Origin of the sequence: Roseovarius sp. THAF8 (assembly GCF_009363735.1) — a bacterium.
Taxonomy (GTDB): Bacteria; Pseudomonadota; Alphaproteobacteria; order Rhodobacterales; family Rhodobacteraceae; genus Roseovarius.
Window position 1 is genome coordinate 2,783,981 of sequence record NZ_CP045410.1, and the last position, 24,431, is coordinate 2,808,411.

Consider the following 24,431-nt stretch of genomic DNA (forward strand, 5'->3'; position numbering starts at 1 on the left):
AGCCGTCGGGACGGCGGTATATCGGAGGATCCGGTTGCGGGCGCCACCCGAGAGGCAGCGGATGATGCGGTCAGCCTGCCCGGTCACCGTCCGCCGCGAAGCCGCCATTGGCGGGCGCGGCGCTGCGGCGCGACAGGCGCGAGACCGCCGTGCGGTAGCGGGCGCCGTGGAATTCGCGCACGAGCTTTTCGGTCCAGGAGGGATCGCCCGGCCGGGCGGCAGGGTCGTCGATCTCTGGCCCGATATCGACAAGGCCCGAGGGGTAGATCATCGCCGGGCGCAGGCCGGTGTGCCAGTGGGACTGGACGAAGGCATCGACGGGTCGGTCGAAAGGGTCGGACAGCGCCAGCAGCCGTGCGGCGGCGGCGCGGCTGACCATCTGGCCGGTGGCGCGCAGCCCGGCCTGTTGCGGCACCACGAGGCGGCAGTCGCGGAACGTGTCGACGAGATGCGAGGGGCCTTTCGGGGCATTGGTCTGGAACTGGATGTAGCCAAGCCGTTCAATATGGGGCAGGGCGAGGCTGAGCGCGGCGTGAAACGTGTCGGGGTCTATCTCGGCGTCGTCCGCGAGGATCAGTGCAGCGCCCGCGTCGCGCCTCTGAAGCTCGGCCCAGATTTGGCGGTGCGAGAGGGTGCAGCCGATCTCGCCCGCCTTGAGGGGAAACGGGTACCCCGGCTCGAACAGCGCGGCCCCGACGCAGGACGAAAGGTCGGTGGAGGACATCGAGCCGCCGTCGACGGCGGGCCAGATCTCGGCCCTGAAGCCGCCGATGTCGCGAGCGTCGGCCAGCAGTGCCTGCGCGTTCTCTCGCCGGGCCGAAGCCCGGACGAGGTGCAACACGAAGGCGTGGATCTCCATCCGCGTCAGGCGTCTTCGGTCCAGCCCGAGACCGCCTTGACCTCGAGGAAGTCCTCGAGCCCCCATTTGCCGCCTTCGCGGCCGTTGCCGGACTGTTTCATGCCGCCGAAGGGCGAGCCGAGGCCCCGGCTTTGGCCGTTCATTTCCACCATGCCCGAGCGCAGGGCGCGGGCGCAGCGGTTGGCGCGGGCCGGATCCTGGGTCTGGACATAGTTCGTCAGGCCATAGGGCGTGTCGTTGGCGATGCGGATGCCGTCCTCTTCGGTCTCGAAGGGGATGATCGACAGGACAGGGCCGAAGATTTCCTCGCGCGCGATGGTCATGTCGTTGGCGACGTCGGCGAAGATCGTCGGCTTGACGAAGAACCCGCGGTTGAGACCGTCGGGACGGCCGGTGCCGCCGGTGACGAGGCGCGCGCCTTCGTCGATGCCTTTCTGGATCAGGTCCTGGATCTTGTTGAACTGGGTCTCGTTCACCACGGGGCCCATGTGGCGGCCTTCTTCGGACGCGGGGCCGACGGTGACCTTGTTCGCCGTTTCGGCGGCGGTCTCGACGGCCTGGTCGTAGATGTCGCGCTGGACGAGCATGCGGGTGGGCGCGTTGCAGGACTGGCCGGTGTTGTTCATGCAGTGCAGAACGCCGCGCTTGACGGCCTTTTCGTCGGCGTCGGCGAAGATCAGGTTGGCGCCTTTGCCGCCAAGTTCGAGGCTGACGCGCTTGAGCGTGTCGGCGGCGTTTTTGGAGATTAGCCGCCCGGCGCGCGAGGAGCCGGTGAAGGAGACCATGTCGACGTCCGGATGGCCGGTGAGCGCGGTGCCCGCGCCCGCGCCGTCGCCGTTGACCAGGTTGAACACGCCCTTGGGAAAGCCCGCCTCGTCGATCATCTCTGCAAAGAGCAGGGCCGAGAGGGGCGATTCCTCGGACGGTTTGAGGATCATGGTGCAGCCCGCCAGAAGCCCAGCGATGACCTTGAGCGAGATCTGGTTCATCGGCCAGTTCCACGGCGTGATCATGGTGACGACGCCAACGGCCTCGTGGATAATGCGATCGTTGGGGGCGTGATCGCCCAAGGGTTCGATCCAGTGAAATTCCGATGCGGCCTTGAGGATGGCGTCCATGTGGGACGACCCGGCGCCGACTTGCTGGGCGCGGGCGAGGTCGATGGGAGCGCCCATTTCCATGCTGATGGCGCGGGCCATGTCCTCGGCGCGGGATTTGTAGATTTCGCGCAGTTTCTCGACCAGGGCCATGCGCTCGGCCACGGGGGTGGCCATCCAGCCGGGGAAGGCGGCCTTGGCGGCGGCGACGGCGGCGTCGCAATCGGCCTCGCCGGCCAATGAGATCACCGCGCAAGGGTCTTCGGTCGAGGGGTCGATGACCTGGTGGTCGGTGCCCGCGACCGGGTCGACCCAGGCGCCGTCGATGTAGAATTGTTTCTTCTCGATCATGTCGCAGTCCTTTCGTCTGAGCCGCATATGTGGGCATTTGGCGCGCAGATGACCATAGGGGGCGGACTGCCGCAAGTGGGTGGTGTTAATTTCGCGAACCCTTCCTATGTTGGGCGCGAGGATTCGATTTGCAAAAGAAGGAGATGCCCCATGGCACTGCGAATCAACGACACCATTCCCGACCTGAAAGTGACCACCGACCAGGGCGAGTTCAGCCTGCATGACTGGATTGGCGACAGCTGGGCGATCCTGTTCTCGCATCCCAAGGATTTCACGCCCGTGTGCACCACCGAGTTCGGTGCCGTCGCGCGGCTGGCCGACGAGTGGGAGAAGCGCGGCACCAAGGTGATCGGGGTCAGCGTCGACGGCGTGGAAGACCACAAGAAATGGAAGGGCGACATCGAGACCGCCGGCGGCGCCAAGCCGGGCTTTCCGATTATCGCCGATGACGGGCTGGAGGTGTCCAAGGCCTTCGACATGCTGCCCGCCGAGGCCTACCTGCCCGATGGCCGCACGCCCGCCGACAGCGCCACGGTGCGGTCGGTCTTCATCATCGGGCCGGACAAGCAGCTGAAGCTGACGATGACCTACCCGATGACCGTGGGACGCAACTTTGGCGAGGTGCTGCGCGCGCTCGATGCGTTGCAGACCAGCGCCGGGCAGGGCGTGGCGACGCCCGCCGACTGGACCGTGGGGCAGGACGTGGTGATCCCGACCTCGGTCAGCGACGAGGATGCCAAGGCCAAGTTCGGGGAGTTCAACACGGTGCTGCCCTACCTGCGGATGGCGAAGCTGCCGGGTTGATCCAGCGGAGCGGCTGCGCCGCGCCGGATTATTGGGTCGGAGGGGCGCTGCCCCTCCGGTCGAAACCGGGGTTTCGACCTCCTCCCCGGGATATTTCCGGCCAGAGGAAGAGGGTCCTGTCGGGCGGCCATTCCGGTCAGCGCGTAAAGCTTTGCGCCCCTTCGGGCTGGGCGATGCCGGAGCGCACGTCGCGGCGCAGGCGCAGTCCGCAGCGTTCGATCATCCGACAGGAGGCAAGGTTGGTGGTGCGGGCGAATTGCTGCACCCGCTCGGCGCCGAGATCGTTCACCGCCGCCCGCAGGGCAAGGGCATTGACCCGGACGCCGATGCCGCGTTTGCGCTGATCCTCGCGCACCGCCACGAGCCCGGCCCAGGCGGTGGCGTGATGCGGGCCATGGGCGTTGTAGGAAAAGTAGGTAAAGGCGGTGGCCGTGATGCTGCCGTCTGCCGGGTCGGTGAGCACGGCCAGCGCGGCAGGCCCCGTCTGACCCGGGAGCACCTGCGCAGGGTAGGGCGCGATGCCACAGCGGGCGATGAAATCCTGCACCTTTTCGAAGAACGCAAGATCGTCGGGACCGGATGGCACGGCCGGTACCAGATCGTCGCGCGCCTGGCCGAGCGCGTCGTCGCAGGCGGTTTGGATACTGTCGCGCGGGCCGTCGAACACGTCCCACCAGGTGATGGTGCAGCCGATCCGGGCCAGGCGGCGCTCGATGTCTGGGCAGTCTTCCGTCTGGGTCATGCGGAACGTGATCGCGCCCTGGTCGCGCAGGATTTGCTCGATCCTGTCCCAGCAGAAGCGGTCGGGGTCGTCCGTGCCGGCCATGCGGGCCGCGAAAACCGCGCCGGGTGTGTCGCGCAGCGTGTCCGCTGCCGCCAGTGTCGCCGCCTGCAACTTTTTTGGACCGCGCTGCCGTGAAGGCCCTTCACGGTGCCGTTCATGTGGTCCCCTTCGTCCCTTCGCCAAGATCACTTTAACACGGAACGGGCAGATCGGTACGGCCTTGTGCCGTGCGCGTCGGCGGTTGCCCGGCCTGTCGGTTATGGACAGGGCCGGGATTTTGCGCGACATAGCCGGGCATGTCGAAACGTGATGCATTCGGGATCGGGGGCGAGACGGTAAGGCCCGGAAGCCGCAAGACGGTGGACGTGCCGGTGAGCACCCTGTCGGATCATACGCCGGTGAGCCTGGCGGTGCACGTGATCCACGGGCGGCGGCCCGGGCCGGTGCTGTTCGTCTCGGCGGCGATCCATGGCGACGAGGTGATCGGGGTCGAGATCGTGCGGCGGCTGTTGCGGGCGGCGCCCCTGAAGGGCATGGCGGGTACGTTGCTGGCGGTGCCGATCGTCAACGGGTTCGGCTTTCACAACCATTCCCGCTATCTGCCGGACCGGCGCGACCTGAACCGCTGTTTTCCCGGCGGCGCGGAAGGCAGCATGGCCTCGCGGCTGGCGCATATCTTCATGGAAGAGGTGGTGCGGCGTGCGGATGTGGGGATCGACCTGCATTCGGCGGCAATCCACCGGACCAACCTGCCGCAGATCCGGCTGACGCCGGGCAACGAGCGTTTGAAATCCCTGGGCGAGGCGTTCGGCGCGCCGGTGATGATGGCCTCGAAGCTGCGCGAGGGCAGCTTGCGGCTGGCCGCCGAGGACGAGGGCGTGGATGTCCTGCTGTACGAAGGCGGCGAGGCGCTGCGGTTCGACGAACTGGCCGTGCGGGCCGGGGTGAGCGGGTGCCTCCGGGTGATGCGGCGGCTGGGCATGATCGGGTCCAAGGGCGTGCCGAAGCGGCGCAGCGTGCCGGTGGTGGCGAACACGTCGCACTGGTACCGGGCTCCGGTGGGCGGTGTCTTTCGCGGCTACAAGGCGATCGGCGATGCGGTGGAGCCGGGCACGGTGCTGGGTGCTGTCAGCGACCCGATGGGCCAGACCGACCGGGAGGTGATCTGCGAGGAGGTGGGCATCGTGATCGGGCGGTCGAACATGCCTGCCGTCTACGAGGGCGAGGCGCTGTTTCATATCGCCGAGACGCCAAGGGCGGAACATGCCGCCGAGGGCGTGGCCGCGCATATGGAGGCCGCCCCGCTTTACGACGAGGACGAGATCATCTGAGCCGGGGTCTCAGGTCGTGTGGTCGCGGTTCTGGGGCAGGAGGAAGATCGACGTGGCCAGCAGGCTGAACACAAGCTCGTAGACTTCCCATTTGCGCGATACGTCGATGGCGGCGATCACGAGGCTGGCGGCCACGGCCAGAACCGCGTGGCGGGTGCTGGGGACCGGGGCGGCGATGCGGTCGGCGGTGGATTTGATCCAGCCCACGCGCGGGTAGAGCAGCGGCAGCACGGCGAGGTAGAGCAGCAGGATCAGCGTCAGGATCGGGCCGAAGAGCGTCTTGGCGAGGTGGAAATCGCCCCAGGGCGTGGGCACGATCAGGTTGTGCAGGTTGGTTTCCTGCTGCTTGTTGATCTCCTGGAAGGTTTCGCCGGTTTCCCAGCCGAAGATGCGCTGGCCCCAGGAAATCTCCTCGCCCGCGGCGAAGAAGAACAGCAGGCCGTAGAACAGCGTGCAGCCGAAGGCCAGGGTGAGGCCGCGCGCCTTGAGAGAGCGGGCGTTGCCGAACAGAACGACGCTGGCCAAGAACAGGAAGATCGCGGTGCCGTATTCGACGATCCCGTCCTCGCGTGCGTAGGTCAGGGTGAAAAAGTCGGTGCTGTAGAAGTAGATGCCGACCGTAAGCACCAGGACGGCGACGACGATGCCGAGGATCAGTCTGTCGAGTTGCCGGATCGTGGAAAGGGTCATGACTTCGCCTTGTGCCTTAGCTTTAGCGCGGAAATAGGCGAGGCGCGGCGCCGCATCAAGCGCAAAGCCGGCCGGCGTGGCGGAGACCCGCGCGGATCAGGCGTTGACGCGCTCGGGGCCGCCGGTGCTCATGGAGGTGCCGATATAGGGTTTGCCGGCCTCTTTCCATGCGCCGAAGCCGCCCTCCATGTGGGCGATGCGGTCGAGTCCGGCGTCGATCGCCGCACGGGCCATCTTGTCCGAGCGCACGCCCGAGCCGCAATGCAGGACGATACGCTTGTCGGACTGGCCGGGCAGTTTCTGCGCGTCGAAGAAGGGCATGGGAAAGAGCATGGCGCCCTCGATATGCTGGAAGGCGTATTCGGGGATGGTGCGGACGTCGATCAGGACGATTTCGTTCGCGGCGAAGGCGTCGACGACCTCGTTGACGGTCCAGGTCTCGAACGTCGCGGCGCCGATGGTTTCGGATTGCATGGTATGGCCTTCCTCGGGCTTGGCGTCTGGACGAGAAACGAGGGTGTGGCGTTGCGGGTTCCCGGAGCGTCCCGGGGACGTGAGTGTCGTGGCGATCCGGATCGTGAGAAAAAGCACCGTCGGACGCTTTCAGAGGTGCACTCGAACCTAGCAGAATCGGACATGGGCATGCTAGGTATTGCGGTATGAATGAAATCAGCCCCAATATAAGCCAGGAACGGCCTGTCATCCGGCAACTGGACGAGACGGCGATCAACCGCATTGCCGCCGGTGAGGTGGTGGAGCGCCCGGCCTCGGCGGTCAAGGAACTGGTGGAGAATGCGCTGGATGCGGGCGCCCGCCGGGTCGATGTGGACATTGCCGATGGGGGCAAGACGCTGATCCGCGTGCGGGACGACGGCTGCGGAATGACCGGGGACGAGTTGCCGCTGGCGCTGAGCCGGCACGCGACCTCGAAGATCGACGGGTCGGACCTGCTCAACATCCATTCCTTCGGGTTTCGGGGCGAGGCGCTGCCGAGCCTGGGGTCGGTGGGGCGGCTGACGATCACAAGCCGGGCGCAGGGGTTCGACGGGGTCGAGATCACCGTGGCGGGCGGCGGGATCGGCGCGGTGAAGCCTGCGGCGCTGAACCGGGGCACGGTGGTGGAGCTGCGGGATCTATTCTATGCCACGCCCGCGCGGCTGAAATTCATGCGCACCGACCGGGCCGAGGCGCAGGCGGTGGGCGACGTGATCAAGCGGCTGGCGATGGCCGAGCCGTTCGTCAGCTTTACCCTGCGCGACGTAAGCGAGGGGCGTGAGCCGCGCACGGTGTTCCGCGCCGATGCCGAGACGGGCGACCTGTTCGATGCGCTGCACGGGCGGTTGGCGCAGGTGCTGGGGCGCGAGTTCGCCGAGAATGCGCTGCGCATCGAGGCCGAGCGCGAGGGGGTCGCGATGACGGGCTATGCCGCGTTGCCGACCTATTCGCGGGGGTCGAGCGTGGCGCAGTACCTGTTTGTCAACGGGCGGCCGGTGCGGGACAAGATGCTGTATGGCGCGCTCAGGGCGGCGTATCACGATTTTCTGAGCCGGGACCGGCATCCGGCGGCGGCGCTGTTCCTGGAATGCGACCCGAAGCTGGTGGATGTGAACGTGCATCCGGCGAAATCCGAGGTGCGGTTCCGCGATCCGGGCGTGGCGCGGGGGCTGCTGGTATCGGGACTGCGCCATGCGCTGGCTGAGGCGGGTCACCGGGCGTCGACCACCGTGGCGGGCGCGACGCTGGGTGCGATGCGGCCGGAGCCCTTGCCACAGGCGGGCGCTTCAAAAATCTACCAGATGGATCGGCCCGGGGCAGCGGCGCGGGCGGCGAGTTACCAGATGCAGGCGCCGGAGGCGGGCTTTGCCGAGATGCAAGGCGCCTGGTCGGGTCGGGTCGAGCCGCAGGTGGTGGAGACGCACGAAGACGCGGTGGCGCCGCAGTCGCTGCCCTTGGGGGCGGCGCGGGCGCAGGTGCACGAGAACTACATCGTTGCGCAGACCGAAACGGGCATGGTGCTCGTCGATCAGCACGCGGCGCATGAGCGGCTGGTCTACGAGAAGCTGAAGCGGCAGATGGCCGAGAATGGCGTGGCCAGTCAGGCGCTGCTGATCCCCGAGATTGTCGAGTTGAGCAGTGGCGAGGCGGGGCTGCTGCTGGATATGGCCGAGGATCTGGCGCGGCTGGGGCTGGTGATCGAGGCGTTCGGGCCGGGCAGCATCGCGGTGCGCGAGACGCCGGCGATCCTGGGGCCGTGCGACGCGGGCAAGATGCTGCGCGACGTGCTGGATGAGCTGGCCGACATGGGTGAGAGCCTGAACGTGCAAGCGAAGATCGAGGCGATCCTGAGCCGCGTGGCCTGCCACGGCTCGATCCGGTCGGGGCGGCGGATGAGCGGCGAGGAGATGAACGCATTGCTGCGCGAGATGGAGGCGACGCCGCATTCCGGGCAGTGCAACCACGGACGGCCCACCTACGTGGAACTGAAACTGAGCGATATCGAGCGGCTGTTCGGGCGAACATGATTACGATTGGCGAGACCACTTACGCATTGGACGATCCTCTGGTGATGGCGGCAATGGCGGCGGCGGCCGTGGTGTTGCTGATCCTGCTGTTGGTGATCCTTGCGCTGCGGGCCGCGGCGCGGACGGCGCGGGCGACGGAGCCGCTGGCGCAGCAGTTGGGGCATCTGGGGCAGAACGTGCAGAGCCTGGCCAACGGGCAGGAGGGCCTGCGCAGTTCGATCCAGGTGGTCAGCGACACCGCGACCAGCGGGCAGACACAGCTGGCGCAGATGGTCGAACAGCGGCTGGCGGGCGTGCAGCAGCAGATGCAGGACCGGCTGGCGGACAACGCGATGCGCAGCCAGCGGGCGCTGACCGAGATGCAGGAGCGCATGCGCGAGACCCTGCACGGGTCGTCCAAGCAGACGGCGACCAGCCTGACAGCGCTGCAGGAGCGGCTGAGCGCCATCGACAAGGCGCAGGACAATATCACCAAGCTGTCGGGCGACGTGCTGACGCTTCAGGACATCCTGTCGAACAAGCAGACGCGCGGGGCGTTCGGCGAGATCCAGTTGACCGATATCGTCAGCAAGGCGATGCCGTCGGACAGCTATTCGTTGCAGGCGACGCTGTCGAACGGGCGGCGGGCGGATTGCCTCATTCACTTGCCGAACCCGCCGGGGCCGATCGCCATCGACAGCAAGTTCCCGCTGGAGGCCTACGAGGCGCTGCGCAACGCCAAGAGCGACTACGAGGTGAACGAGGCGGCGAAGTTCCTGCGGACCTCGGTGAAGAAGCATATCAAGGATATTTCCGACAAGTATATCCTGGATGGCGAGACGGCGGATGGCGCGCTGATGTTCCTGCCGTCCGAGGCGGTCTATGCCGAGTTGCACGCCAATTTCCCGGAACTGGTGCGCGAGGGGTTCGCCCAGAAGGTCTGGATCGTGTCGCCCACCACCTGCATGGCGACGCTGAACACGATGCGCGCGATCCTTAAAGACGCGCGGATGCGCGAGCAGGCGGGGGCCATTCGCAAGATGCTGGGGCAGTTGCACCGAGACGTGGAACTGGTGCTGGAACGCGCGGGCAAGCTGGAGACGCATTTCGACCAGGCGCGGCGGGACGTGGAAGGGATTTCCACCGCCGCCGAGCGCGCGGGCAAGCGGGCGGCCAAGCTGGACAACTTCGACTTCGAGGAGCTGGCGCCGGAGGATCCGGTGAACGTGGTGAAGCTGGGCAAGGACGGCTAGCCGGCGGTTATGGCTGGCAGCGAAAGTCTGAAATGAGTCCTTTACGGACGAGTGTGATCTATTTCCCCGAGCGCCATCGACGGGCCGCGGCGCGGCGATCCGACGGTCATTCGGCAGCACTTTATCCAGGCCAAATCCGAAACAGAATCGAGCGATGCACCAAGCTTCACCCAATCGCCGGGCCGTGGGGGCGGCCCGGCGATGGCGCGGGGCCTGCGGCCTGTTTCCGCGCCGGGGCTGTAGATCAGACGTCTTTTATGTCCGCTAAGCGGCCCTACATCGTTTCCAGGCAGTGGCGGCGGAAGGCGCGTTTGAGCATGTCCAGCTCTTCGCGCAGGAGCGTCACCTCGGCGCGGATGTCATAGGCCAGCGCATCGCCCGAAACGATGGAGAAGCTGCCGAGGGCGGTGCCGGTCTGCTTGTCGGAAATCAGGAAAGTCTGCACCCCGTCTGCGATGCGGTCGGCGGGGATGGGCACCCGCAGGACCCAGGCCTGTTCCTCGGGTTTCTCAACGACTTCGACCCCGGCGATGCTGTCTTGCAGGTGCGTCACCGACACGTCCGGGCGGCGGTCGCCGGCGCCGGTGATGACCCCTTCCCAGACGCCTTCGAAGAGGCGCGTCTTGGTCAATGTCAGCTCTTGCATCGGTGTCCTCCTAGAATTCCGCGCGGGGCCGGCGGCTGAAGGTGAGGTCGCGCAGGATGACCTGGCTCATCTGGGGGTTCTCGAAAATCAGGTCGATCCAGGCGCGCTCGATCCGCTTTTCGTTCAGCTTGGAATAGGCCAGGTCGAACTCGACCATGATCTCTTCTTCGTGCAGCGGCAGTTCGCGCACGATCTGTTCGGTGTTCGGGCCGTGCTTGATGTTGAGCCGCGCGAAGATCTCCAGCGACTTTTCCATCTCGACGATGGTGTCCATGCGGATCAGGTGACGCTGCTGCAGGCCGCGGACCGCCGCCTCGGGCAGGTCGAGCACGAGCGACAGGAAAGAGCCGTCGAAGCTGAAGACGTCCATGCGCAGGCCGAAGGGCGCAAGATCGGCCTCGCGGGTGTTGCGCAGCTGGCGCAGGGTCAGTTCGGAGTGTTGACAGTCGTGAAACAGTGTCAGCTCGTGGCCCAGTTGCGTCTTGCTGAGGACAGAGGATCGCCCCGGCACGGCCAGCGGTTCGCGCCAGATCGCGGGGCGCCAGGACCAGTCGGTGCCGTGTGGCTTGGGGAAGGCGTGGCTGCCGATCATCGGCAGGGCCAGCCGGTTGTCGGCATGGCTGATCAGCTCGTTGAGATGGTAGCGCAGCTTGCGTGCTTCGGAGCGTTCGGCGCGAAGCTGTTCCAGCGTCATCGACGTGGCGTCGCGAACGGTTTGTCGCCATCGCCGCAGGTCGCGCCGATGGGCCAGCCAATCCAGTCCTGAACGTTTCAGCCCCATCCGCGTCGATCAATCCCGTCTGGTCGTGCCACAATCTGCCCCTCTGGAGGTTTTCATAGCATTAACCTGAGTTTCGAAACAATCCATTGCTTGCCTCGGCTTACTGCGCACTGGCGCTCCGCAAGGCGCGGGCGAGATCGGTAATGAAGCGGCGGCCGGACGTGCCGGCAAGGGTGCTGCCGCGCGGTGTATAGACCGCGAGGCTTACGAAATGGTCGTTGATGACCATGCCGCCGCGCCAGTAGCGCGGGTCGCCTCCGGGCAGGGCCAGTTCGCCGCCTGCGTCCAGATGCACCAGCGCGAGCCCGTCGGTATCTATCGCGGCCAGCGGTTTCTTCGGGGCGGCGCTGGCGGCGATGGTCGCCGCGGTGGGCTGCGCGCGGCCCGGCTGCTTGTCCGCGACGTTGACCACGATCAGGGCCGGGGGAACGGTGACGCCCGGCTCTCCGCTGAGCGACTCGCAACTGCCCAGGAGCACGAGGCGGTTGGAGGGCTGGCGGCGGACGCTGTCGGCATCGACGCAATAGCCGCGCGGACCGCGCACCACCACGTCGCCATCGTAGAGCGCCAGTGCCTTGACCACGTTGGGTTCGTCGGACGTTCCGCCCGGCCCGAGATCGCCGCAGGCGGCCAGCGACCACAGGAGGGCCGCCAGCCAGATTGGTCGGAGCGCGCGCACGGGCAGGCTCAGAGGTCCGCGTAGACGTGACGCTCGGCCTCGGCGCCGGGATGGGTGACCGCGCCCTTGTAGGTCTCGCCCACGAGCTGGGCGTATTTCCAGAGTGCGCCGGAGGCGTAGATCGTCTCGCGCGGGCCGGGCCAGTCTTTCTTGCGGGCTTCCAGTTCCTCGTCGCTGAGGTCCACCGAAAGCTCGCCCTTGATGGCGTCAATGGTGATCATGTCACCATTCTTGAGCATCGCGATGGGGCCGCCATGGGCCGCTTCGGGACCGACATGCCCGACGCAGAAGCCGCGCGTGGCGCCGGAGAAGCGGCCATCGGTGATGAGCGCGACCTTCTTGCCCATGCCCTGACCCGAGAGGGCGGCGGTGGTGGCCAGCATCTCGCGCATCCCGGGGCCGCCGGCGGGCCCCTCGTTGCGGATGACGATGACCTCGCCTTCCTTGTATTCGCGTTTCTGAACGGCGGCGAACGCGTCTTCCTCGCATTCGAACACGCGGGCGGGGCCGGTGAAGACCTGGTGTTCCGGTGCGATGCCCGCGACCTTCACGATGGCACCTTGGGGGGCAATGTTGCCCTTGAGGCCGACGACGCCGCCCGTCTTGGTGATCGGGGTTTCGATGGGGTAGATCACCTTGCCGTCGGCTTTGCGCTCGATCCGGTCAAGTTCTTCGCCGATGGCGCGCCCCGTGGCGGTCATGCAATCCTCGTGGATGAGGCCCGCCTTGCGCAGTTCCTTCATCACCACGGGGATGCCACCCGCGTCGTAGAGATCCTTGGCCACGTATTGACCGCCCGGTTTCAGGTCGACGAAATAGGGCGTGTCGCGGAAGATTTCGCAGACATCGTCGAGATAAAATTCAAGCCCCGCCTCGTGGGCGATGGCAGGGAGGTGAAGGCCAGCGTTTGTGGAGCCGCCGGTGCAGGCGACGACGCGCGCGGCGTTTTCCATCGACTTGCGGGTGACGACGTCGCGGGCGCGGATGTTTTTCTCCAAGAGGTCCATGACGGCGCGGCCGGAGGCTTCGGCATACTGGTCGCGTGACTCGTACGGCGCGGGCATGCCCGAAGAGTTCATCAGGGCAAGGCCGATCGCCTCGGACACGCAGGCCATGGTGTTGGCGGTGAACTGGCCGCCGCAGGCCCCCGCGGAGGGACACGCCACGCGTTCGAGCGTATCGAGCGCCTTGTCGGACATGGTGCCGTTCTGGTTCCAGCCCACGGCCTCGAACATGTCCTGCACGGTCAGGTCGCGGGTGCGGAATTCCTCGGGGATCTCGTCGATCTGGGGCGCCTTGCCCGGCAGGATCGAGCCACCGTAGATGAAGACCGACGGCACGTTGAGACGCACCATGGCCATCATCATGCCGGGCAGGGACTTGTCGCAGCCCGCAAGGCCCACGATGGCGTCATAGCAGTGGCCGCGCATGGTCAACTCGACCGTGTCGGCGATGGCCTCGCGGGAGGCGAGCGACGAGCGCATCCCTTCGTGGCCCATGGCGATGCCGTCGGTGACGGTGATGGTGGTGAATTCGCGGGGGGAGCCCTTGGCCTCTTTCACGCCGCCCTTGACGGCCTGGGCCTGGCGGTTGAGCGCGATGTTGCAGGGTGCGGCCTCGTTCCAGCAGGTGGCGACGCCGACGAGGGGCTGGTGAATCTCCTCCTCGGTCATGCCCATCGCGTAATAGTACGAGCGGTGCGGCGCGCGCGCGGGACCTTCGGTCACGTGGCGGCTGGGCAGTTTGCTTTTGTCGAATTTGGTCATCTGGGCCTCCCCTGAAATCTTCGGATCCGGTCTAGGCCAGAGCCGCGACGGGGGCAAGCTTTCGCGCGGGCAAAGTTCAGCGCGGCGGCGTGGCCATTGCTGCCACGGGGGCGTGGCGGTGACACGTGACGACGTGGTCGTTGACCATGCCCACGGCCTGCATGAAGGCATAGACGATGGTCGGGCCGCAGAATTTGAAGCCGCGTTTCTTCAAATCTTTCGAAATTGCGCGGGATATTTCGGTTTCGGTGGGCACTTCGGCGAGGCTGGTCCAGCGGTTCTGTAAGGGCGCGCCGCCCATCCAGGACCACAGGTAGGTGTCGAAGCCTTGTTCGGCCTCGATCACCTGCCAGGCGCGGGCATTGGTGATGGTGGCTTCGATCTTGCCGCGGTGGCGGATGATGCCGGGATCGCCCAAAAGGCGCTGCACGTCCTCCTCGCCCCAGGTGGCGATGAGATGCGGGTCAAAGCCTTGGAATGCCGCGCGAAAATTCTCGCGCTTCTTCAGGATGGTGATCCAGCTGAGGCCCGCCTGAAAGCCGTCGAGAATGAGCTTTTCCCACAACGCGCGGCTGTCCCATTCGGGCACGCCCCATTCGGTGTCGTGATAGGCTTCGTAGATCGGATCTGTGCCGACCCAGCCGCATCTTTCCATGGTTCAAGCCCCCCGGTTCCGCCTGTTGCGGACAGTATGACTCAAATGCCCCTTTTAACAATTCCTTAGACTGCGTGGCGCTTATTGGGCAGCGGTGGAGTACGGAGAGATTCATGGGTGACAAGAGATTGAAGTGGGCGAACGTGCCAACGGGGCATCACAACCCCCTGGCCTATGCGGTGTCGGTGCGGGACCAGTCGGTGATCCAGATGGTCGAGGAAGCAGTGCGGCACGGTCACGTGATGTTGGCCTACCAGGCCGTGGTGCCGTCCGGGCGGCAGGACCGGCCGGCCTTTTACGAGGGGCTGGTACGGGTGCTGGATGAAACTGGCCGGATCATCCCGGCGCGCGACTTCATCCAGGTGATCGAAACGATGGAAACGGGGCGGATCATAGATTGCCTGTCGCTGGAAAAGGGCATCCGCACCTTGCGCGAGCATCCCGAGATCCGCCTGTCGATCAACATGTCGGCGCGGTCCATCGGCTATCCGCGCTGGATGCGGACGCTGAAACGCGGGCTGGGGCAGGACCCGACGCTGGGTGAACGCCTGATCCTCGAGATCACCGAAAGTTCGGCCATGCTGGTGCCCGAACTGGTGGTGAATTTCATGGCGAACCTGCAGAAAAAGGGCATCAGTTTCGCGCTGGACGACTTCGGCGCCGGTTTTACCTCGTTCCGGTACCTGCGCGATTTCTATTTCGACATTCTCAAGATCGACGGGCAGTTCATTCGTGGCATCGCGGACAATCCCGACAACCAGGTGCTGACGCGGGCGCTGATCTCGATTGCCGAGCAGTTCGACATGGTCACCGTCGCCGAAAGCGTCGAGCGGCCCAATGACGCCATCTACTTGCAGAATATCGGCGTGCATTGTCTGCAGGGCTATTATTTCGGCGCGCCCACGGTGCAGCCGCCCTGGCTGGAAACGGCCAAGGCGGCGGCGACGGCCTGACCTGTGACAACGGCTACAGTTGCCGCATTGCGGCGACTGCGGTACACCCTGCGTGATGCGGGGAATCCGGGGGCCGCGCATGACGCGCTGCCCTTCGGTCCTCGGCCAGCAAGAAATGGTGGAGGACACTATGACCAATGTTGTTATCGCCTCGGCAGCACGGACCGCTGTCGGCTCTTTTTCCGGCGCGTTTGCCAACACCCCGGCGCATGACCTGGGCGCGGCTGTTCTGGAAGCCATCGTCGAGCGCGCGGGCATCGACAAATCGGAAGTTTCCGAAACCATCCTTGGCCAGGTCTTGACCGCGGCGCAGGGCCAGAACCCCGCCCGCCAGGCGCATGTGAACGCGGGCCTGCCGATCGAAAGCGCGGCTTGGGGCATCAACCAGGTGTGCGGGTCGGGCCTGCGGGCCGTGGCGCTGGGCGCGCAGCACATCCAGTTGGGTGATGCCGATGTCGTGGCCGCTGGCGGACAGGAGAACATGACCCTCAGCCCCCACGCCGCGCATCTGCGCGCCGGGCACAAGATGGGCGACATGAAATACATCGACACGATGATCCGCGACGGTCTGTGGGACGCCTTCAACGGCTATCACATGGGCCAGACCGCCGAGAATGTCGCCGAGAAGTGGCAGATCAGCCGCGAACAGCAGGACGAGTTCGCCGTCGCCAGCCAGAACAAGGCCGAGGCGGCGCAGAAGGCGGGCAAGTTCGACGACGAGGTGATCCCGTTCACCGTCAAGACCCGCAAGGGCGAGACGGTCGTGGACAAGGACGAATACATCCGCCACGGCGCCACGATGGACGCGATGCAGAAGCTGCGTCCGGCCTTCACTCAGGACGGCTCGGTCACCGCGGCCAATGCCTCGGGCCTGAACGACGGTGCGGCGGCCGTGCTGCTGATGAGCGCCGAGGACGCCGAGAAGCGCGGGATCGAGCCGCTGGCGCGGATCGCCTCCTATGCCACCGCCGGCCTCGATCCGTCGATCATGGGCGTCGGCCCCATTCACGCCAGCCGCAAGGCGCTGGAAAAGGCGGGCTGGAGCGTCGATGATCTGGAGCTGGTGGAAGCCAACGAGGCCTTCGCCGCGCAGGCCTGTGCCGTGAACAAGGATATGGGATGGGACCCGTCGATCGTGAACGTGAACGGCGGCGCGATTGCCATCGGCCACCCGATCGGCGCCTCGGGCTGCCGCGTTCTTAACACGCTGCTCTTCGAGATGAAGCGCCGCGATGCCAAGAAAGGCCTGGCCACGCTGTGCATCGGCGGCGGCATGGGTGTCGCCATGTGCATCGAGCGTCCGTAAACGACTGATCCGAAACGACAAGACAGGCCCTCCGGGGCCTGTTTTTCAATCCGAGCCCCAGGACAGCCCCAGATGATGTTGCCCGACAACCCTCCTCAGATCGTGTTTTCCGGCGGCGGGTTGCGGTGTTTCTGGCAGGGCGGTTTCCTGACCCGGCTAGAGGCCGAGCGCAAGTTCACGCCCGAGCGGGTGACCGGGGTGAGCGGCGGTGCGATGGCGTGTGCGGCGTGGATCGCGGGCCTGGAGCACCGGCTGCTGGACGTGATGTGCGACGCGTTCGAGGACCGCGACCACAACCTCGACCTCTTCGCCGCCGACGAGGACGGGATCACCCCGCATCAACGGATCTATTGCGACGTGGTGGAAACAGTGCTGGACAAGGCGGCCTGCGAGGCCGTCGCGGACGGTCCGGCCTTTCAGATCCAGATCGCACATCCGCCGTCGAACGGAAATCCGACGATGACGGGCACGGCTCTGGCCGCGGCCTATGAGGCGGAGCTGCATGTCGTGGGCAGCCCGCATTTCGACTGGGCCGAGAAGATGGGCCTGACGGCGCAGCTGGTCGACGCCAACCAAGCGGCGCGGGACGGGCGGCTGGTGGAGCTGGTGAATGCGGCTGCGGTGATTCCGCCGGTGTTCGAACCGCCGCTTTGGGGCGACCGGCGCGTGGTGGATGGCGGGATGGCCGACCAGGCGCCGTTGCCCGAACCGGACGAGGGCGAGACGCTGGTGCTGCTGACCCGGCAATACAGGAACCTGCCGGATGTGCCCGGACGCCTCTATGTCTGGCCGTCCGAGGAGACGCCCGCCGACAAGATAGATTTTACCGACCCGCAAAAGCTGCGCGAGACGTGGACATTGGGCGAGCGCGACGCGGAGGCGTTCCTGAACAGCGGATGAGTGCCCCGCGGCAAAAAGAATTGCGCAAGAATGTTGCGCTTTGCGCGCAGGGTGAGTAGCAAAGTTTCCGAGACAACCAACACTGGATAGAAAGACTGGAGGAGTTCCCATGGCGAGAGTTGCCCTTGTGACAGGCGGTAGCCGCGGTATCGGCGAGGCCATTTCGAAGAAACTGAAGGAGGAGGGCTACGATGTTGCCGCCACCTATGCGGGCAACGACGAAGCCGCGGCGAAGTTCACCGACGAGACCGGCATCAAGACCTATAAATGGAACGTGGCCGATTACGACGCCTCGAAGACCGGAATCGAGACCGTCGAGGCCGAGCTGGGCCCGATCGACGTGGTGGTGGCCAACGCCGGCATCACCCGCGACGCGCCGTTCCACAAAATGACGCCGGACCAGTGGAAGGACGTAATCGACACCAACCTGACGGGCGTGTTCAACACGGTGCACCCGATCTGGCCGGGGATGCGCGAGCGCAAGTTCGGCCGCGTGATCGTCATCAGCTCGATCAACGGTCAGAAGGGGCAGTTCGCGCAGGTCAACTATGCCGCGACCAAGGCGGGTGACCTCGGGATCGTGAAATCCCTGGCGCAGGAAGGCGCACGCGCCGGGATCACGGCAAACGCGGTCTGCCCGGGCTATATCGCGACGGAAATGGTGATGGCGGTGCCGGAGAACGTGCGCGAATCGATCATCGGCCAGATCCCGGCGGGCCGCCTGGGCGAGCCGGAAGAGATCGCTCGTTGCGTCGCGTTCCTGGCATCGGACGATGCGGGCTTCATCAACGGCTCGACCATTTCGGCCAACGGGGCGCAGTTCTTCGTCTGAATTCGGGACCCGCACGACAAAATGCGAAAGGGCCGGTCAGGGGAACCGGCCCTTTCTGTTTCCAGAGACCTGCAACGATCACCTGGAAGAAGGTTTGCGGGACAGCCAGCCGAAGACTTCGCCGAAGAAACGGCTGCGTTCGTAGTGGGCGGCCCGGTAGGCATCCCGGGTTTTTGCGTCAGGGGCGGTCTCGATCATGGGTGTGCCTTTCAGACAAACTTGACTGGCTTCAACATGCGCCTTTTCAGAAAAGACGACAAACGAGACTTTTCACGTGTTCAGTTAAGTATTACTTTAGTGACATGAGTGACCGGATGCCGCCGCTGACCGCCCTGCGCGCCTTTGAGGCCGCGGCACGGAATATGTCGTTCCAGAAAGCGGCGGCGGAGCTTAACGTGACGCCGGCCGCCTTGTCCTTTCAGATCAAGTCGCTGGAAGAGCATCTGGGCGCGCCGCTGTTCCGACGGCTTAACAGGGCGGTGGAACTGACCCAGGCGGGCGAGACGCTGGCGCCGGGGTGCCGTGACGGGTTTTCGGCGTTGTCCGCGGCCTGGGCGGCGACGCGGCGAGAGCTGGACAGCAGCACGTTGACGGTGACGGCGGGGCCGGCCTTTACCGCGAAGTGGCTGGCGCCGCGCCTCTACGAGTTTGCCCAGGCGCATCCCGAGATCGAGCTGCGGTTCACCGCGTCGCTGCGGCTGATGGATTTCGACCGCGACCAGGTGGACGTGGCGATCCGGTTCGGCCACGGGGCGGACGAAGGCCTGTATTCGCTGCCGTTGGCCGAGGAATGGGTGACGCCGATGATGACGCCCGCGCTGGCCGAGCGGTATCCGACAATCGAGAGCCTGCGCGACGCGGTGCTGATCGTCGACCAGTCGATTGATTTTCTGGATCCGGCGACCGACTGGGCGGCCTGGTTCCGGGCGATGGGCGTGGACCCGGCCGAGCCGCACGGCCCGCGATTTTCGCAAGGCGACCATGCGGTGGACGCGGCTTTGGCGGGGGTTGGCGTGGTGCTGGGGCGCCGGGCGCTTGTCATCAAGGACCTGATGGAAGGCCGGCTGGTCGCGCCCTATGGCAAGGCCGTGAGCGCCGGGGCGCAGTTTCGCTTTGTCTGTCGCAAGGGCGCCGAGGACAAACCCCAGATCAAGGTTTTCCGGGAATGGATGCTGGCCGAGACTGCCAAGGGGTTCGAGACGACGGCCAAGATGGAGATGGTGCCGCTGGTGCCCGCATGATCACGAGATGCGCCCGGAGAGGCGCATCCCGATCAGTCTTTGCGTGACATGTTAATGGGAAAGTCGTTCGATCTCTTCCTTCAGTCGGAGTTTCTGCTTTTTCATGCTTGAGATTTCGAGGTCGGGTGTGCCCGGGGCACGCTGTGCCGCTTCGACCTGATCCGAGAGAGCCTGGTGTTTCTTCTTAAGTTCCTCGACATGTGAACTCAAAGCCATGAATGCGTCTCCTCTTTCTGATATGCACGGGATAGTGCAGCACAAAAGATATAATCTGTCACGCTGCGTGCGCAAAATCGGGCGGCGGGATTTAGCTACAACTTGCCTAAATCAGGCCGGGAAAGGCAGTTCCCCGCCGTCGCGCAGGATGCAAGCCGTTGCCGGGGTGTAGTTTTCGGAATCGTTAACGTGCACCTGCCCATTATGCAGGCACCAGCCGTCATGGAGCCGGAATGCGGCCCGTCCGCCGCGCCGTCCGTGCAAAAGGACCAGCCGCGCGTCCCGTCCGGGACGGGGAATCAGTGGCAGAAGCTGAAGGCTGCCAAGGTGGCGCGCGGCGTGGGACAGAAGCTCTGGCAGGCGCTCGGCGCGCTGGATGAAGGTGGTGGTGCCCTTGGGCCGGGTGCGCTTGGCGGCGGCGGCGACCCAATCTGCAAGGGGTGTATCCTCGCCCATGGCGCCTTCGCGGCCCGGATCGGTGGCGGCGGTGCTGGCGGCACGGTCGAAATAGGGCGGATTGGCCAGCACGTGGTGGAACTGCCGTTCTTTGAGCGTGCCGGGCATGGCGGAGAGATCGCCCTCGATGACCTCGAACGGCAGCTCGTTCGCGGTGCCGTTCCGTCGGGCAAGGGCCGCATAGGCGGGCTGGCGCTCCAGGCCCGTCAGGTGGATGTCTGGCACCCGTCGGGCCAGGCACAGCCCCGCGACACCGACGCCGCAGCCGAGGTCGAGCACGGTGTCGCCCGGATGCGCGGGAATGCTTGCGGCCAGGAGCACAGGGTCGATGCCGGCGCGATAGCCGTTCCGGGGTTGCAGGATCTGCAGCCGTCCGCCGAGAAAATCGTCGCAGGTGGTCGGGTGCGTCACGAAAGCGCCTCGACCTCGATCCCGTTGTCCTGAAGGGCCTGGCGGGCGGGAAGATAATCATCCTCGCTGACCATGAGGCGTCGGGGGAAGATTCCGATGCCGCCCTCGAGGACGCTCATGTTTACGTCCAATTCAAAGCAGTCTATATCCTCGCCCTGAAGCAAGGCTTTGGCGAATGCCATCACGGTCGGGTCGGTGGTGCTGAGAAGATGCTTCATGGGGATGACTTAAGGACACCGGACGCGCATTGTCGAGCCTGAGTGACGGGAGTTTGATGGGACTGGACCACGCCGCAACCAAACCGCACGAAGCGCTGGCCTCGCATTTCGAGGGCAAGCTCGCCGAGGTCAATAGCCTGATCCGCGCGCGGATGGCGTCGCGCCACGCGCCGCGTATCCCGGAAGTGACGGCGCACCTGGTCGAGGCGGGCGGCAAGCGGTTGCGGCCGATGCTGACGCTGGCGGCGGCGGACCTGTGCGGATATCTCGGCGAGGACGACGTGAAGCTGGCCGCGACGGTGGAATTCATCCATACCGCGACGCTGTTGCACGATGACGTGGTGGACGAAAGCGCGCAGCGCCGCGGTCGGCCCACGGCGAACCTTCTGTTCGACAACAAGTCCAGCGTGTTGACCGGGGATTACCTGTTCGCGCGGGCGTTCCAGCTGATGGTGGAAACCGGATCCTTGAAGGTGCTGGACATCCTGTCCAACGCCGCGGCGACGATTGCCGAGGGCGAGGTGCTGCAACTGACCGCGTCGCGCAGCCTGAAGACGGACGAGGACGTGTACCTCCAGATCGTGCGGGGCAAGACCGCAGCGCTGTTTTCGGCGGCGACCGAGGTGGGTGGCGTGATCGCCGGCGTCCCGGACGACCAGGTGCAGGCGCTGTTCGATTACGGCGATGCGCTGGGCATCGCGTTCCAGATTGTCGATGACCTGCTGGACTATCAGGGCGACGCCAAGGCCACGGGCAAGAACGTGGGCGACGATTTCCGCGAGCGCAAGCTGACCCTGCCGGTGATCAAGGCGGTGGCGCTGGCCGACGAGAGCGAGCGGGCGTTCTGGGCGCGGACCATCGAGAAGGGCGACCAGCGCGACGGCGACCTGGACGAGGCGCTGCGGCTGCTGAACAAGCACGGCACGCTGGAGGCGACGCGGGAAGACGCGCTGGCCTGGACGGCGAAGGCCAACGCGGCGATGGCGCAACTGCCCGAACATCCGGTGCGAGACATGCTGCTGGCGCTGTCGGATTACGTGGTGGCCCGGATCCGCTAGCGGCGGTCAGGGCTGCGCGTTGAGGCGGGTGGCGGTGATCCACCAGCCAGGGTTCTCTTCTTTCAGGCGCCCTTCGGCGGCGCGGGCCGTTTCCTCGCCGGTGTAGAGACCGAAGCAACTGCTGCCAGAGCCGGTCATCCGGGCCATGCGGCAGCCCGCCGTCACAGTGAGCGCGCCCAGTACCTGTGAGATCACGGGCGTCTGGCTGATCGCGGCATACTCCAGGTCGTTGCGCATCCCCCGAAGCCAGTCGATAAAGTCGATCGCACTGAGGTTCTCGGGGATTTCCGAGGGCATCGGCGTGTTGTTCTTCTGGCCGACGGCGGCAAAGACGTCGGGCGTGCGCATGGGCACGCCAGGATGGATCAGGACCGCGTGGAGGCAGGGCAGGTCGCGTGCGGCGGTCACCTGTTCGCCGATCCCCCGCATCCTTGCGGCGCCGTTGCCAAGGCATACCGGCACGTCGGCACCCAGCGCGCTGACATCGGACGGAATGGGCGTGTCGGTCAGGCGCGACAGAACGCGCAGGGTCGCGGCGGCATCCGACGACCCGCCGCCAAGGCCGGCAGCATGGGGCAGAACCTTGTCGAGGGTGATATCGGCGCTGGCCCCCATCAGGTCGGCGGCCCGCAGCACGAGGTTGTCGGACCCGTCGGGCACGCCCTTTGCCATCGGCCCGCTGACCGTAAGCTGCGGCGTGTCCGACAACGTGACCGTCAGGTGATCGCCCACATCGGCGAACATGACCAGCGAATCGAGCAGGTGCATACCGTCCTCACGCTGCCCGGTAACGTGCAGCGTGAGATTGATCTTGGCCGGGGCGAAGCCCTCAGCCGCCGTCATCGGCAACCTCCAGCGGGGGCGAGCCTTCTTCCTGCAGCACGACGTCGAGGCCGACCTCGAGCTTGCGGCGCATGCGGTCGGGATCGACATCGGGAGAGGGGTTTTCCTTGTCGACGAAGGACAGCGCGCGCCTCCACTGGAACCGGGCCTCGACCTCGCGGCCCACGGCCCAGAGGACGTCACCGAGGTGGTCGTTGACCACCGGGTCCACCGGCATCAGTTCGGCGGCGCGTTCCATGTGACCAATGGATTCCTCGTAGCGGCCCAGCCGGTAAAGAACCCAGCCGAGGCTGTCGATGATATAGCCCGACTCGGGTTGCGCCTCGGCGGCGCGTTGGATCATGTCGAGCGCCTCGTCGAGCTTCTGCTGTTTCTCGACCAGCGAATAGCCCAGATAGTTCAGGACCTGCGGGTGCTCTGGGTTCAGTTCCAGCGCCTTGCGGAAATCGGCCTCGGCCTCCTCCCAGGTGCCCTGGCGTTCGTGGCTGATGGCCCGGGCATAGTAGATGAACCAGTGACCCGGCTGCGCCTCGCCCAGAAGCTCGATGGCCGTGTCATATGCGGTAACGGCCTTGCCGTAGTCTTCGTTCTGGCGATGGAGGTCGGCGGCTGCGACATGCACCATGGGCAGGTCGGGATGGGACTCGCGCAGCTGTCCCAGAACCTCGATGGCGGTATCCAGCTTGTCGGCGCGGCGCAGCGCCTCGGCACGGCCCATTTCGGCGGCGGTGAACGAGGGGTGATCGCGCGGCACGCTCTTGTACGCCTGGGTGGCCAGTTCGTAGCGTTCCAGCGACTCCAGGAGTTCCGCGGACATCAGGACCGTGTCGATATGATCGGGATTCAGGTACTGGGCCACACGGGCGTAGAGCAGGGTGTAATCATCGCCCATGTCGCCCAACAGGGCCTGACCTATGGAAAAGAAGACCTCTGCGACGCCATCCTGCGGCCCGGAGATCATGTCGAAGGCAACCGGCAGGCCGGTTTCCAATTCGGCGCGCAGTGCCAGGATTTCGGGGTCCGGGGTGGTGCCGAACGCATCGTCCAGGAGGGCGATGGCCTCGTCGTTGCGCTCCAGTTGGCTGAGAACGGTGATCCAGGCGCGGGTGCCGCGACGGGTGCGCTGCAGCGGCGCATCCTGGCCCTCGCCGGAGAAGATGGCCTCCGCGGCCTCGAAATCGCCCACGGAGGCGAGCGCCAGCGCCTTGTGATAGAGGGCGAAATTCTTCAGGCCGCGTTCCTCGGCGACCTCGTCGAACAGGGCGAGGGACGCATCGACATCGCCGCGGGCCAGTTCGGTCCAGGCCATGACCAGACCGTCGGCCAGCTTGCCGATGCCGTTGCCGGCCTCGATCCGCTCGATCACGGCGTCGTGGTTGCCCTTCGACATGTCCTCGGCGATCAGGGCCATAAAGGCGACCTGGCTTTCGAGATCCTGTTCCTCGATCTGCCGCGCCACCGGAACGGCGCGGTCGATGTCGCCGAGCGCCATGAAGGCGATGGCGGTGCTTTCGAGAATCACGGGGTTTGCCGCGTCCCGGGTCAGCGCCTGCGTGTAGTACCGGGCGGCCGCGTCGAAGTCGTTGAGGTAGCGCGCCTGCCTTGCAGCGAGGTACGCGCCGACATTGATGTCTGCCAGTGCGGGCAATGCGATGCCCTGCAACAGCGCGGCGATTGCGCCTGCGGTCAGGATTTTCACGGGTACGAGCTCCCTGCCTCTGCGGTCTGTGATTGCGCGAAGGTAGTATGTGGCGCGTGCCAACGCAATGAGGGCGGCTGATTTGCCGCCCTCGCATTCGC

Annotated in this window: 25 protein-coding genes; 10 read left to right on the forward strand and 15 right to left on the reverse strand. The window is 65.8% G+C overall.

The window, feature by feature from the left end:
* Window positions 1-70: 70 nt before the first annotated feature.
* The gene (locus tag FIU85_RS13610; RefSeq protein ID WP_152497279.1) at window positions 71-859 is read right to left on the reverse strand and encodes a glycosyltransferase family 25 protein; all 789 of its coding nucleotides are present in this window, start codon (window positions 857-859) and stop codon (window positions 71-73) included.
* Window positions 860-864: 5 nt separating this feature from the next.
* Window positions 865-2,307 (reverse strand): aldehyde dehydrogenase family protein, encoded by a 1,443-nt coding sequence (locus FIU85_RS13615; protein ID WP_152497280.1) that lies wholly within the window; start codon window positions 2,305-2,307, stop codon window positions 865-867.
* 150 nt (window positions 2,308-2,457) lie between these two features.
* On the opposite strand from FIU85_RS13615, the gene FIU85_RS13620 reads away from it, so the two are divergent.
* Window positions 2,458-3,111, forward strand: a complete 654-nt coding sequence (locus FIU85_RS13620; protein WP_152497281.1) for a peroxiredoxin — start codon at window positions 2,458-2,460, stop codon at window positions 3,109-3,111.
* A 136-nt stretch (window positions 3,112-3,247) separates the two neighbouring features.
* Here the strand turns inward: FIU85_RS13620 and FIU85_RS13625 are convergent, their stop codons facing one another.
* Window positions 3,248-4,006: a GNAT family N-acetyltransferase gene (locus FIU85_RS13625; protein ID WP_152497282.1), complete on the reverse strand. Its 759-nt coding sequence runs from the start codon at window positions 4,004-4,006 to the stop codon at window positions 3,248-3,250.
* A gap of 185 nt (window positions 4,007-4,191) precedes the next feature.
* Between FIU85_RS13625 and FIU85_RS13630 the strand changes: the two genes are divergently transcribed.
* A complete protein-coding gene (locus FIU85_RS13630; RefSeq protein WP_152493894.1) occupies window positions 4,192-5,226 on the forward strand; it encodes a succinylglutamate desuccinylase/aspartoacylase family protein in 1,035 nt (344 codons plus the stop codon).
* 9 nt (window positions 5,227-5,235) lie between these two features.
* Here the strand turns inward: FIU85_RS13630 and FIU85_RS13635 are convergent, their stop codons facing one another.
* Window positions 5,236-5,916 (reverse strand): hypothetical protein, encoded by a 681-nt coding sequence (locus FIU85_RS13635; RefSeq protein ID WP_152497283.1) that lies wholly within the window; start codon window positions 5,914-5,916, stop codon window positions 5,236-5,238.
* Between the two features lie 96 nt (window positions 5,917-6,012).
* The gene (locus tag FIU85_RS13640) at window positions 6,013-6,390 is read right to left on the reverse strand and encodes a rhodanese-like domain-containing protein (protein WP_152497284.1); all 378 of its coding nucleotides are present in this window, start codon (window positions 6,388-6,390) and stop codon (window positions 6,013-6,015) included.
* A gap of 185 nt (window positions 6,391-6,575) precedes the next feature.
* Here FIU85_RS13640 and mutL point away from each other — a divergent pair, with 185 nt between their 5' ends.
* Window positions 6,576-8,438 (forward strand): DNA mismatch repair endonuclease MutL, encoded by a 1,863-nt coding sequence (mutL, locus tag FIU85_RS13645; protein ID WP_152497285.1) that lies wholly within the window; start codon window positions 6,576-6,578, stop codon window positions 8,436-8,438.
* The gene (locus FIU85_RS13650; protein WP_152497286.1) at window positions 8,435-9,670 is read left to right on the forward strand and encodes a DNA recombination protein RmuC; all 1,236 of its coding nucleotides are present in this window, start codon (window positions 8,435-8,437) and stop codon (window positions 9,668-9,670) included. Before mutL ends, FIU85_RS13650 begins: the two co-directional genes overlap by 4 nt.
* Before the next feature lie 274 nt (window positions 9,671-9,944).
* On the opposite strand, the gene FIU85_RS13655 is transcribed toward FIU85_RS13650, so the two are convergent.
* The 5 genes from FIU85_RS13655 to FIU85_RS13675 all read right to left on the reverse strand — a co-directional run bounded on the left by FIU85_RS13655 (window position 9,945) and on the right by FIU85_RS13675 (window position 14,197).
* Window positions 9,945-10,316, reverse strand: coding sequence for a hypothetical protein (locus tag FIU85_RS13655; RefSeq protein WP_152493890.1), 372 nt, complete (start codon window positions 10,314-10,316; stop codon window positions 9,945-9,947).
* Between the two features lie 10 nt (window positions 10,317-10,326).
* Window positions 10,327-11,097, reverse strand: a complete 771-nt coding sequence (locus FIU85_RS13660) for a DUF6478 family protein (protein WP_152493889.1) — start codon at window positions 11,095-11,097, stop codon at window positions 10,327-10,329.
* A 100-nt stretch (window positions 11,098-11,197) separates the two neighbouring features.
* The gene (locus tag FIU85_RS13665) at window positions 11,198-11,776 is read right to left on the reverse strand and encodes a hypothetical protein (RefSeq protein ID WP_152493888.1); all 579 of its coding nucleotides are present in this window, start codon (window positions 11,774-11,776) and stop codon (window positions 11,198-11,200) included.
* 8 nt (window positions 11,777-11,784) lie between these two features.
* Window positions 11,785-13,542, reverse strand: coding sequence for a dihydroxy-acid dehydratase (gene ilvD / locus FIU85_RS13670; protein WP_152497287.1), 1,758 nt, complete (start codon window positions 13,540-13,542; stop codon window positions 11,785-11,787).
* Between the two features lie 76 nt (window positions 13,543-13,618).
* Entirely contained in the window at window positions 13,619-14,197 is a 579-nt protein-coding gene (locus FIU85_RS13675; RefSeq protein ID WP_152497288.1) for a DNA-3-methyladenine glycosylase I, read from the reverse strand.
* 113 nt (window positions 14,198-14,310) lie between these two features.
* Between FIU85_RS13675 and FIU85_RS13680 the strand changes: the two genes are divergently transcribed.
* The 5 genes from FIU85_RS13680 (at window position 14,311) to FIU85_RS13700 (ending at window position 19,429) form a co-directional block, all read left to right on the forward strand.
* Window positions 14,311-15,150 carry an EAL domain-containing protein gene (locus tag FIU85_RS13680; RefSeq protein ID WP_152497289.1) on the forward strand — a complete coding sequence of 280 codons (840 nt, stop codon included), beginning with the start codon at window positions 14,311-14,313 and terminating at the stop codon, window positions 15,148-15,150.
* A gap of 130 nt (window positions 15,151-15,280) precedes the next feature.
* Window positions 15,281-16,456: an acetyl-CoA C-acetyltransferase gene (locus FIU85_RS13685; RefSeq protein WP_152497290.1), complete on the forward strand. Its 1,176-nt coding sequence runs from the start codon at window positions 15,281-15,283 to the stop codon at window positions 16,454-16,456.
* 72 nt (window positions 16,457-16,528) lie between these two features.
* Window positions 16,529-17,356, forward strand: coding sequence for a patatin-like phospholipase family protein (locus FIU85_RS13690; RefSeq protein ID WP_152497291.1), 828 nt, complete (start codon window positions 16,529-16,531; stop codon window positions 17,354-17,356).
* Between the two features lie 109 nt (window positions 17,357-17,465).
* Entirely contained in the window at window positions 17,466-18,188 is a 723-nt protein-coding gene (gene phbB, locus FIU85_RS13695; protein ID WP_152497292.1) for an acetoacetyl-CoA reductase, read from the forward strand.
* A 302-nt stretch (window positions 18,189-18,490) separates the two neighbouring features.
* Window positions 18,491-19,429: a transcriptional regulator GcvA gene (locus FIU85_RS13700; protein ID WP_152497293.1), complete on the forward strand. Its 939-nt coding sequence runs from the start codon at window positions 18,491-18,493 to the stop codon at window positions 19,427-19,429.
* Window positions 19,430-19,480: 51 nt separating this feature from the next.
* Here FIU85_RS13700 and FIU85_RS13705 read toward each other — a convergent pair whose 3' ends face one another.
* The 3 genes from FIU85_RS13705 to FIU85_RS13715 all read right to left on the reverse strand — a co-directional run bounded on the left by FIU85_RS13705 (window position 19,481) and on the right by FIU85_RS13715 (window position 20,730).
* Complete coding sequence (locus FIU85_RS13705) at window positions 19,481-19,645, reverse strand: YdcH family protein (RefSeq protein WP_082630751.1); 165 nt, start codon at window positions 19,643-19,645, stop codon at window positions 19,481-19,483.
* A gap of 111 nt (window positions 19,646-19,756) precedes the next feature.
* Complete coding sequence (locus FIU85_RS13710; protein ID WP_254702901.1) at window positions 19,757-20,512, reverse strand: tRNA1(Val) (adenine(37)-N6)-methyltransferase; 756 nt, start codon at window positions 20,510-20,512, stop codon at window positions 19,757-19,759.
* Window positions 20,509-20,730 (reverse strand): DUF2007 domain-containing protein, encoded by a 222-nt coding sequence (locus FIU85_RS13715; RefSeq protein ID WP_152493880.1) that lies wholly within the window; start codon window positions 20,728-20,730, stop codon window positions 20,509-20,511. Before FIU85_RS13715 ends, FIU85_RS13710 begins: the two co-directional genes overlap by 4 nt.
* Before the next feature lie 56 nt (window positions 20,731-20,786).
* Between FIU85_RS13715 and FIU85_RS13720 the strand changes: the two genes are divergently transcribed.
* The gene (locus FIU85_RS13720) at window positions 20,787-21,788 is read left to right on the forward strand and encodes a polyprenyl synthetase family protein (RefSeq protein ID WP_152497294.1); all 1,002 of its coding nucleotides are present in this window, start codon (window positions 20,787-20,789) and stop codon (window positions 21,786-21,788) included.
* Window positions 21,789-21,794: 6 nt separating this feature from the next.
* Here the strand turns inward: FIU85_RS13720 and FIU85_RS13725 are convergent, their stop codons facing one another.
* Together FIU85_RS13725 and FIU85_RS13730 are read right to left on the reverse strand one after the other, a co-directional pair.
* A complete protein-coding gene (locus FIU85_RS13725; protein ID WP_152497295.1) occupies window positions 21,795-22,631 on the reverse strand; it encodes a 4-(cytidine 5'-diphospho)-2-C-methyl-D-erythritol kinase in 837 nt (278 codons plus the stop codon).
* Complete coding sequence (locus tag FIU85_RS13730; protein WP_254702902.1) at window positions 22,618-24,330, reverse strand: tetratricopeptide repeat protein; 1,713 nt, start codon at window positions 24,328-24,330, stop codon at window positions 22,618-22,620. Before FIU85_RS13730 ends, FIU85_RS13725 begins: the two co-directional genes overlap by 14 nt.
* Between the last annotated feature and the right edge of the window lie 101 nt (window positions 24,331-24,431).

Coding starts and splice junctions, on each gene's coding strand:
- FIU85_RS13610 (WP_152497279.1), bottom strand. CDS start 859: ATGGAGATCCACGCCTTCGTGTTGCACCTCGTCCGGGCTTCGGCCCGG.
- FIU85_RS13615 (WP_152497280.1), bottom strand. CDS start 2,307: ATGATCGAGAAGAAACAATTCTACATCGACGGCGCCTGGGTCGACCCG.
- FIU85_RS13620 (WP_152497281.1), top strand. CDS start 2,458: ATGGCACTGCGAATCAACGACACCATTCCCGACCTGAAAGTGACCACC.
- FIU85_RS13630 (WP_152493894.1), top strand. CDS start 4,192: ATGTCGAAACGTGATGCATTCGGGATCGGGGGCGAGACGGTAAGGCCC.
- FIU85_RS13635 (WP_152497283.1), bottom strand. CDS start 5,916: ATGACCCTTTCCACGATCCGGCAACTCGACAGACTGATCCTCGGCATC.
- FIU85_RS13640 (WP_152497284.1), bottom strand. CDS start 6,390: ATGCAATCCGAAACCATCGGCGCCGCGACGTTCGAGACCTGGACCGTC.
- mutL (WP_152497285.1), top strand. CDS start 6,576: ATGAATGAAATCAGCCCCAATATAAGCCAGGAACGGCCTGTCATCCGG.
- FIU85_RS13650 (WP_152497286.1), top strand. CDS start 8,435: ATGATTACGATTGGCGAGACCACTTACGCATTGGACGATCCTCTGGTG.
- FIU85_RS13655 (WP_152493890.1), bottom strand. CDS start 10,316: ATGCAAGAGCTGACATTGACCAAGACGCGCCTCTTCGAAGGCGTCTGG.
- FIU85_RS13660 (WP_152493889.1), bottom strand. CDS start 11,097: ATGGGGCTGAAACGTTCAGGACTGGATTGGCTGGCCCATCGGCGCGAC.
- ilvD (WP_152497287.1), bottom strand. CDS start 13,542: ATGACCAAATTCGACAAAAGCAAACTGCCCAGCCGCCACGTGACCGAA.
- FIU85_RS13675 (WP_152497288.1), bottom strand. CDS start 14,197: ATGGAAAGATGCGGCTGGGTCGGCACAGATCCGATCTACGAAGCCTAT.
- FIU85_RS13680 (WP_152497289.1), top strand. CDS start 14,311: ATGGGTGACAAGAGATTGAAGTGGGCGAACGTGCCAACGGGGCATCAC.
- FIU85_RS13685 (WP_152497290.1), top strand. CDS start 15,281: ATGACCAATGTTGTTATCGCCTCGGCAGCACGGACCGCTGTCGGCTCT.
- FIU85_RS13690 (WP_152497291.1), top strand. CDS start 16,529: ATGATGTTGCCCGACAACCCTCCTCAGATCGTGTTTTCCGGCGGCGGG.
- phbB (WP_152497292.1), top strand. CDS start 17,466: ATGGCGAGAGTTGCCCTTGTGACAGGCGGTAGCCGCGGTATCGGCGAG.
- FIU85_RS13700 (WP_152497293.1), top strand. CDS start 18,491: ATGAGTGACCGGATGCCGCCGCTGACCGCCCTGCGCGCCTTTGAGGCC.
- FIU85_RS13705 (WP_082630751.1), bottom strand. CDS start 19,645: ATGGCTTTGAGTTCACATGTCGAGGAACTTAAGAAGAAACACCAGGCT.
- FIU85_RS13715 (WP_152493880.1), bottom strand. CDS start 20,730: ATGAAGCATCTTCTCAGCACCACCGACCCGACCGTGATGGCATTCGCC.
- FIU85_RS13720 (WP_152497294.1), top strand. CDS start 20,787: ATGGGACTGGACCACGCCGCAACCAAACCGCACGAAGCGCTGGCCTCG.
- FIU85_RS13725 (WP_152497295.1), bottom strand. CDS start 22,631: ATGACGGCGGCTGAGGGCTTCGCCCCGGCCAAGATCAATCTCACGCTG.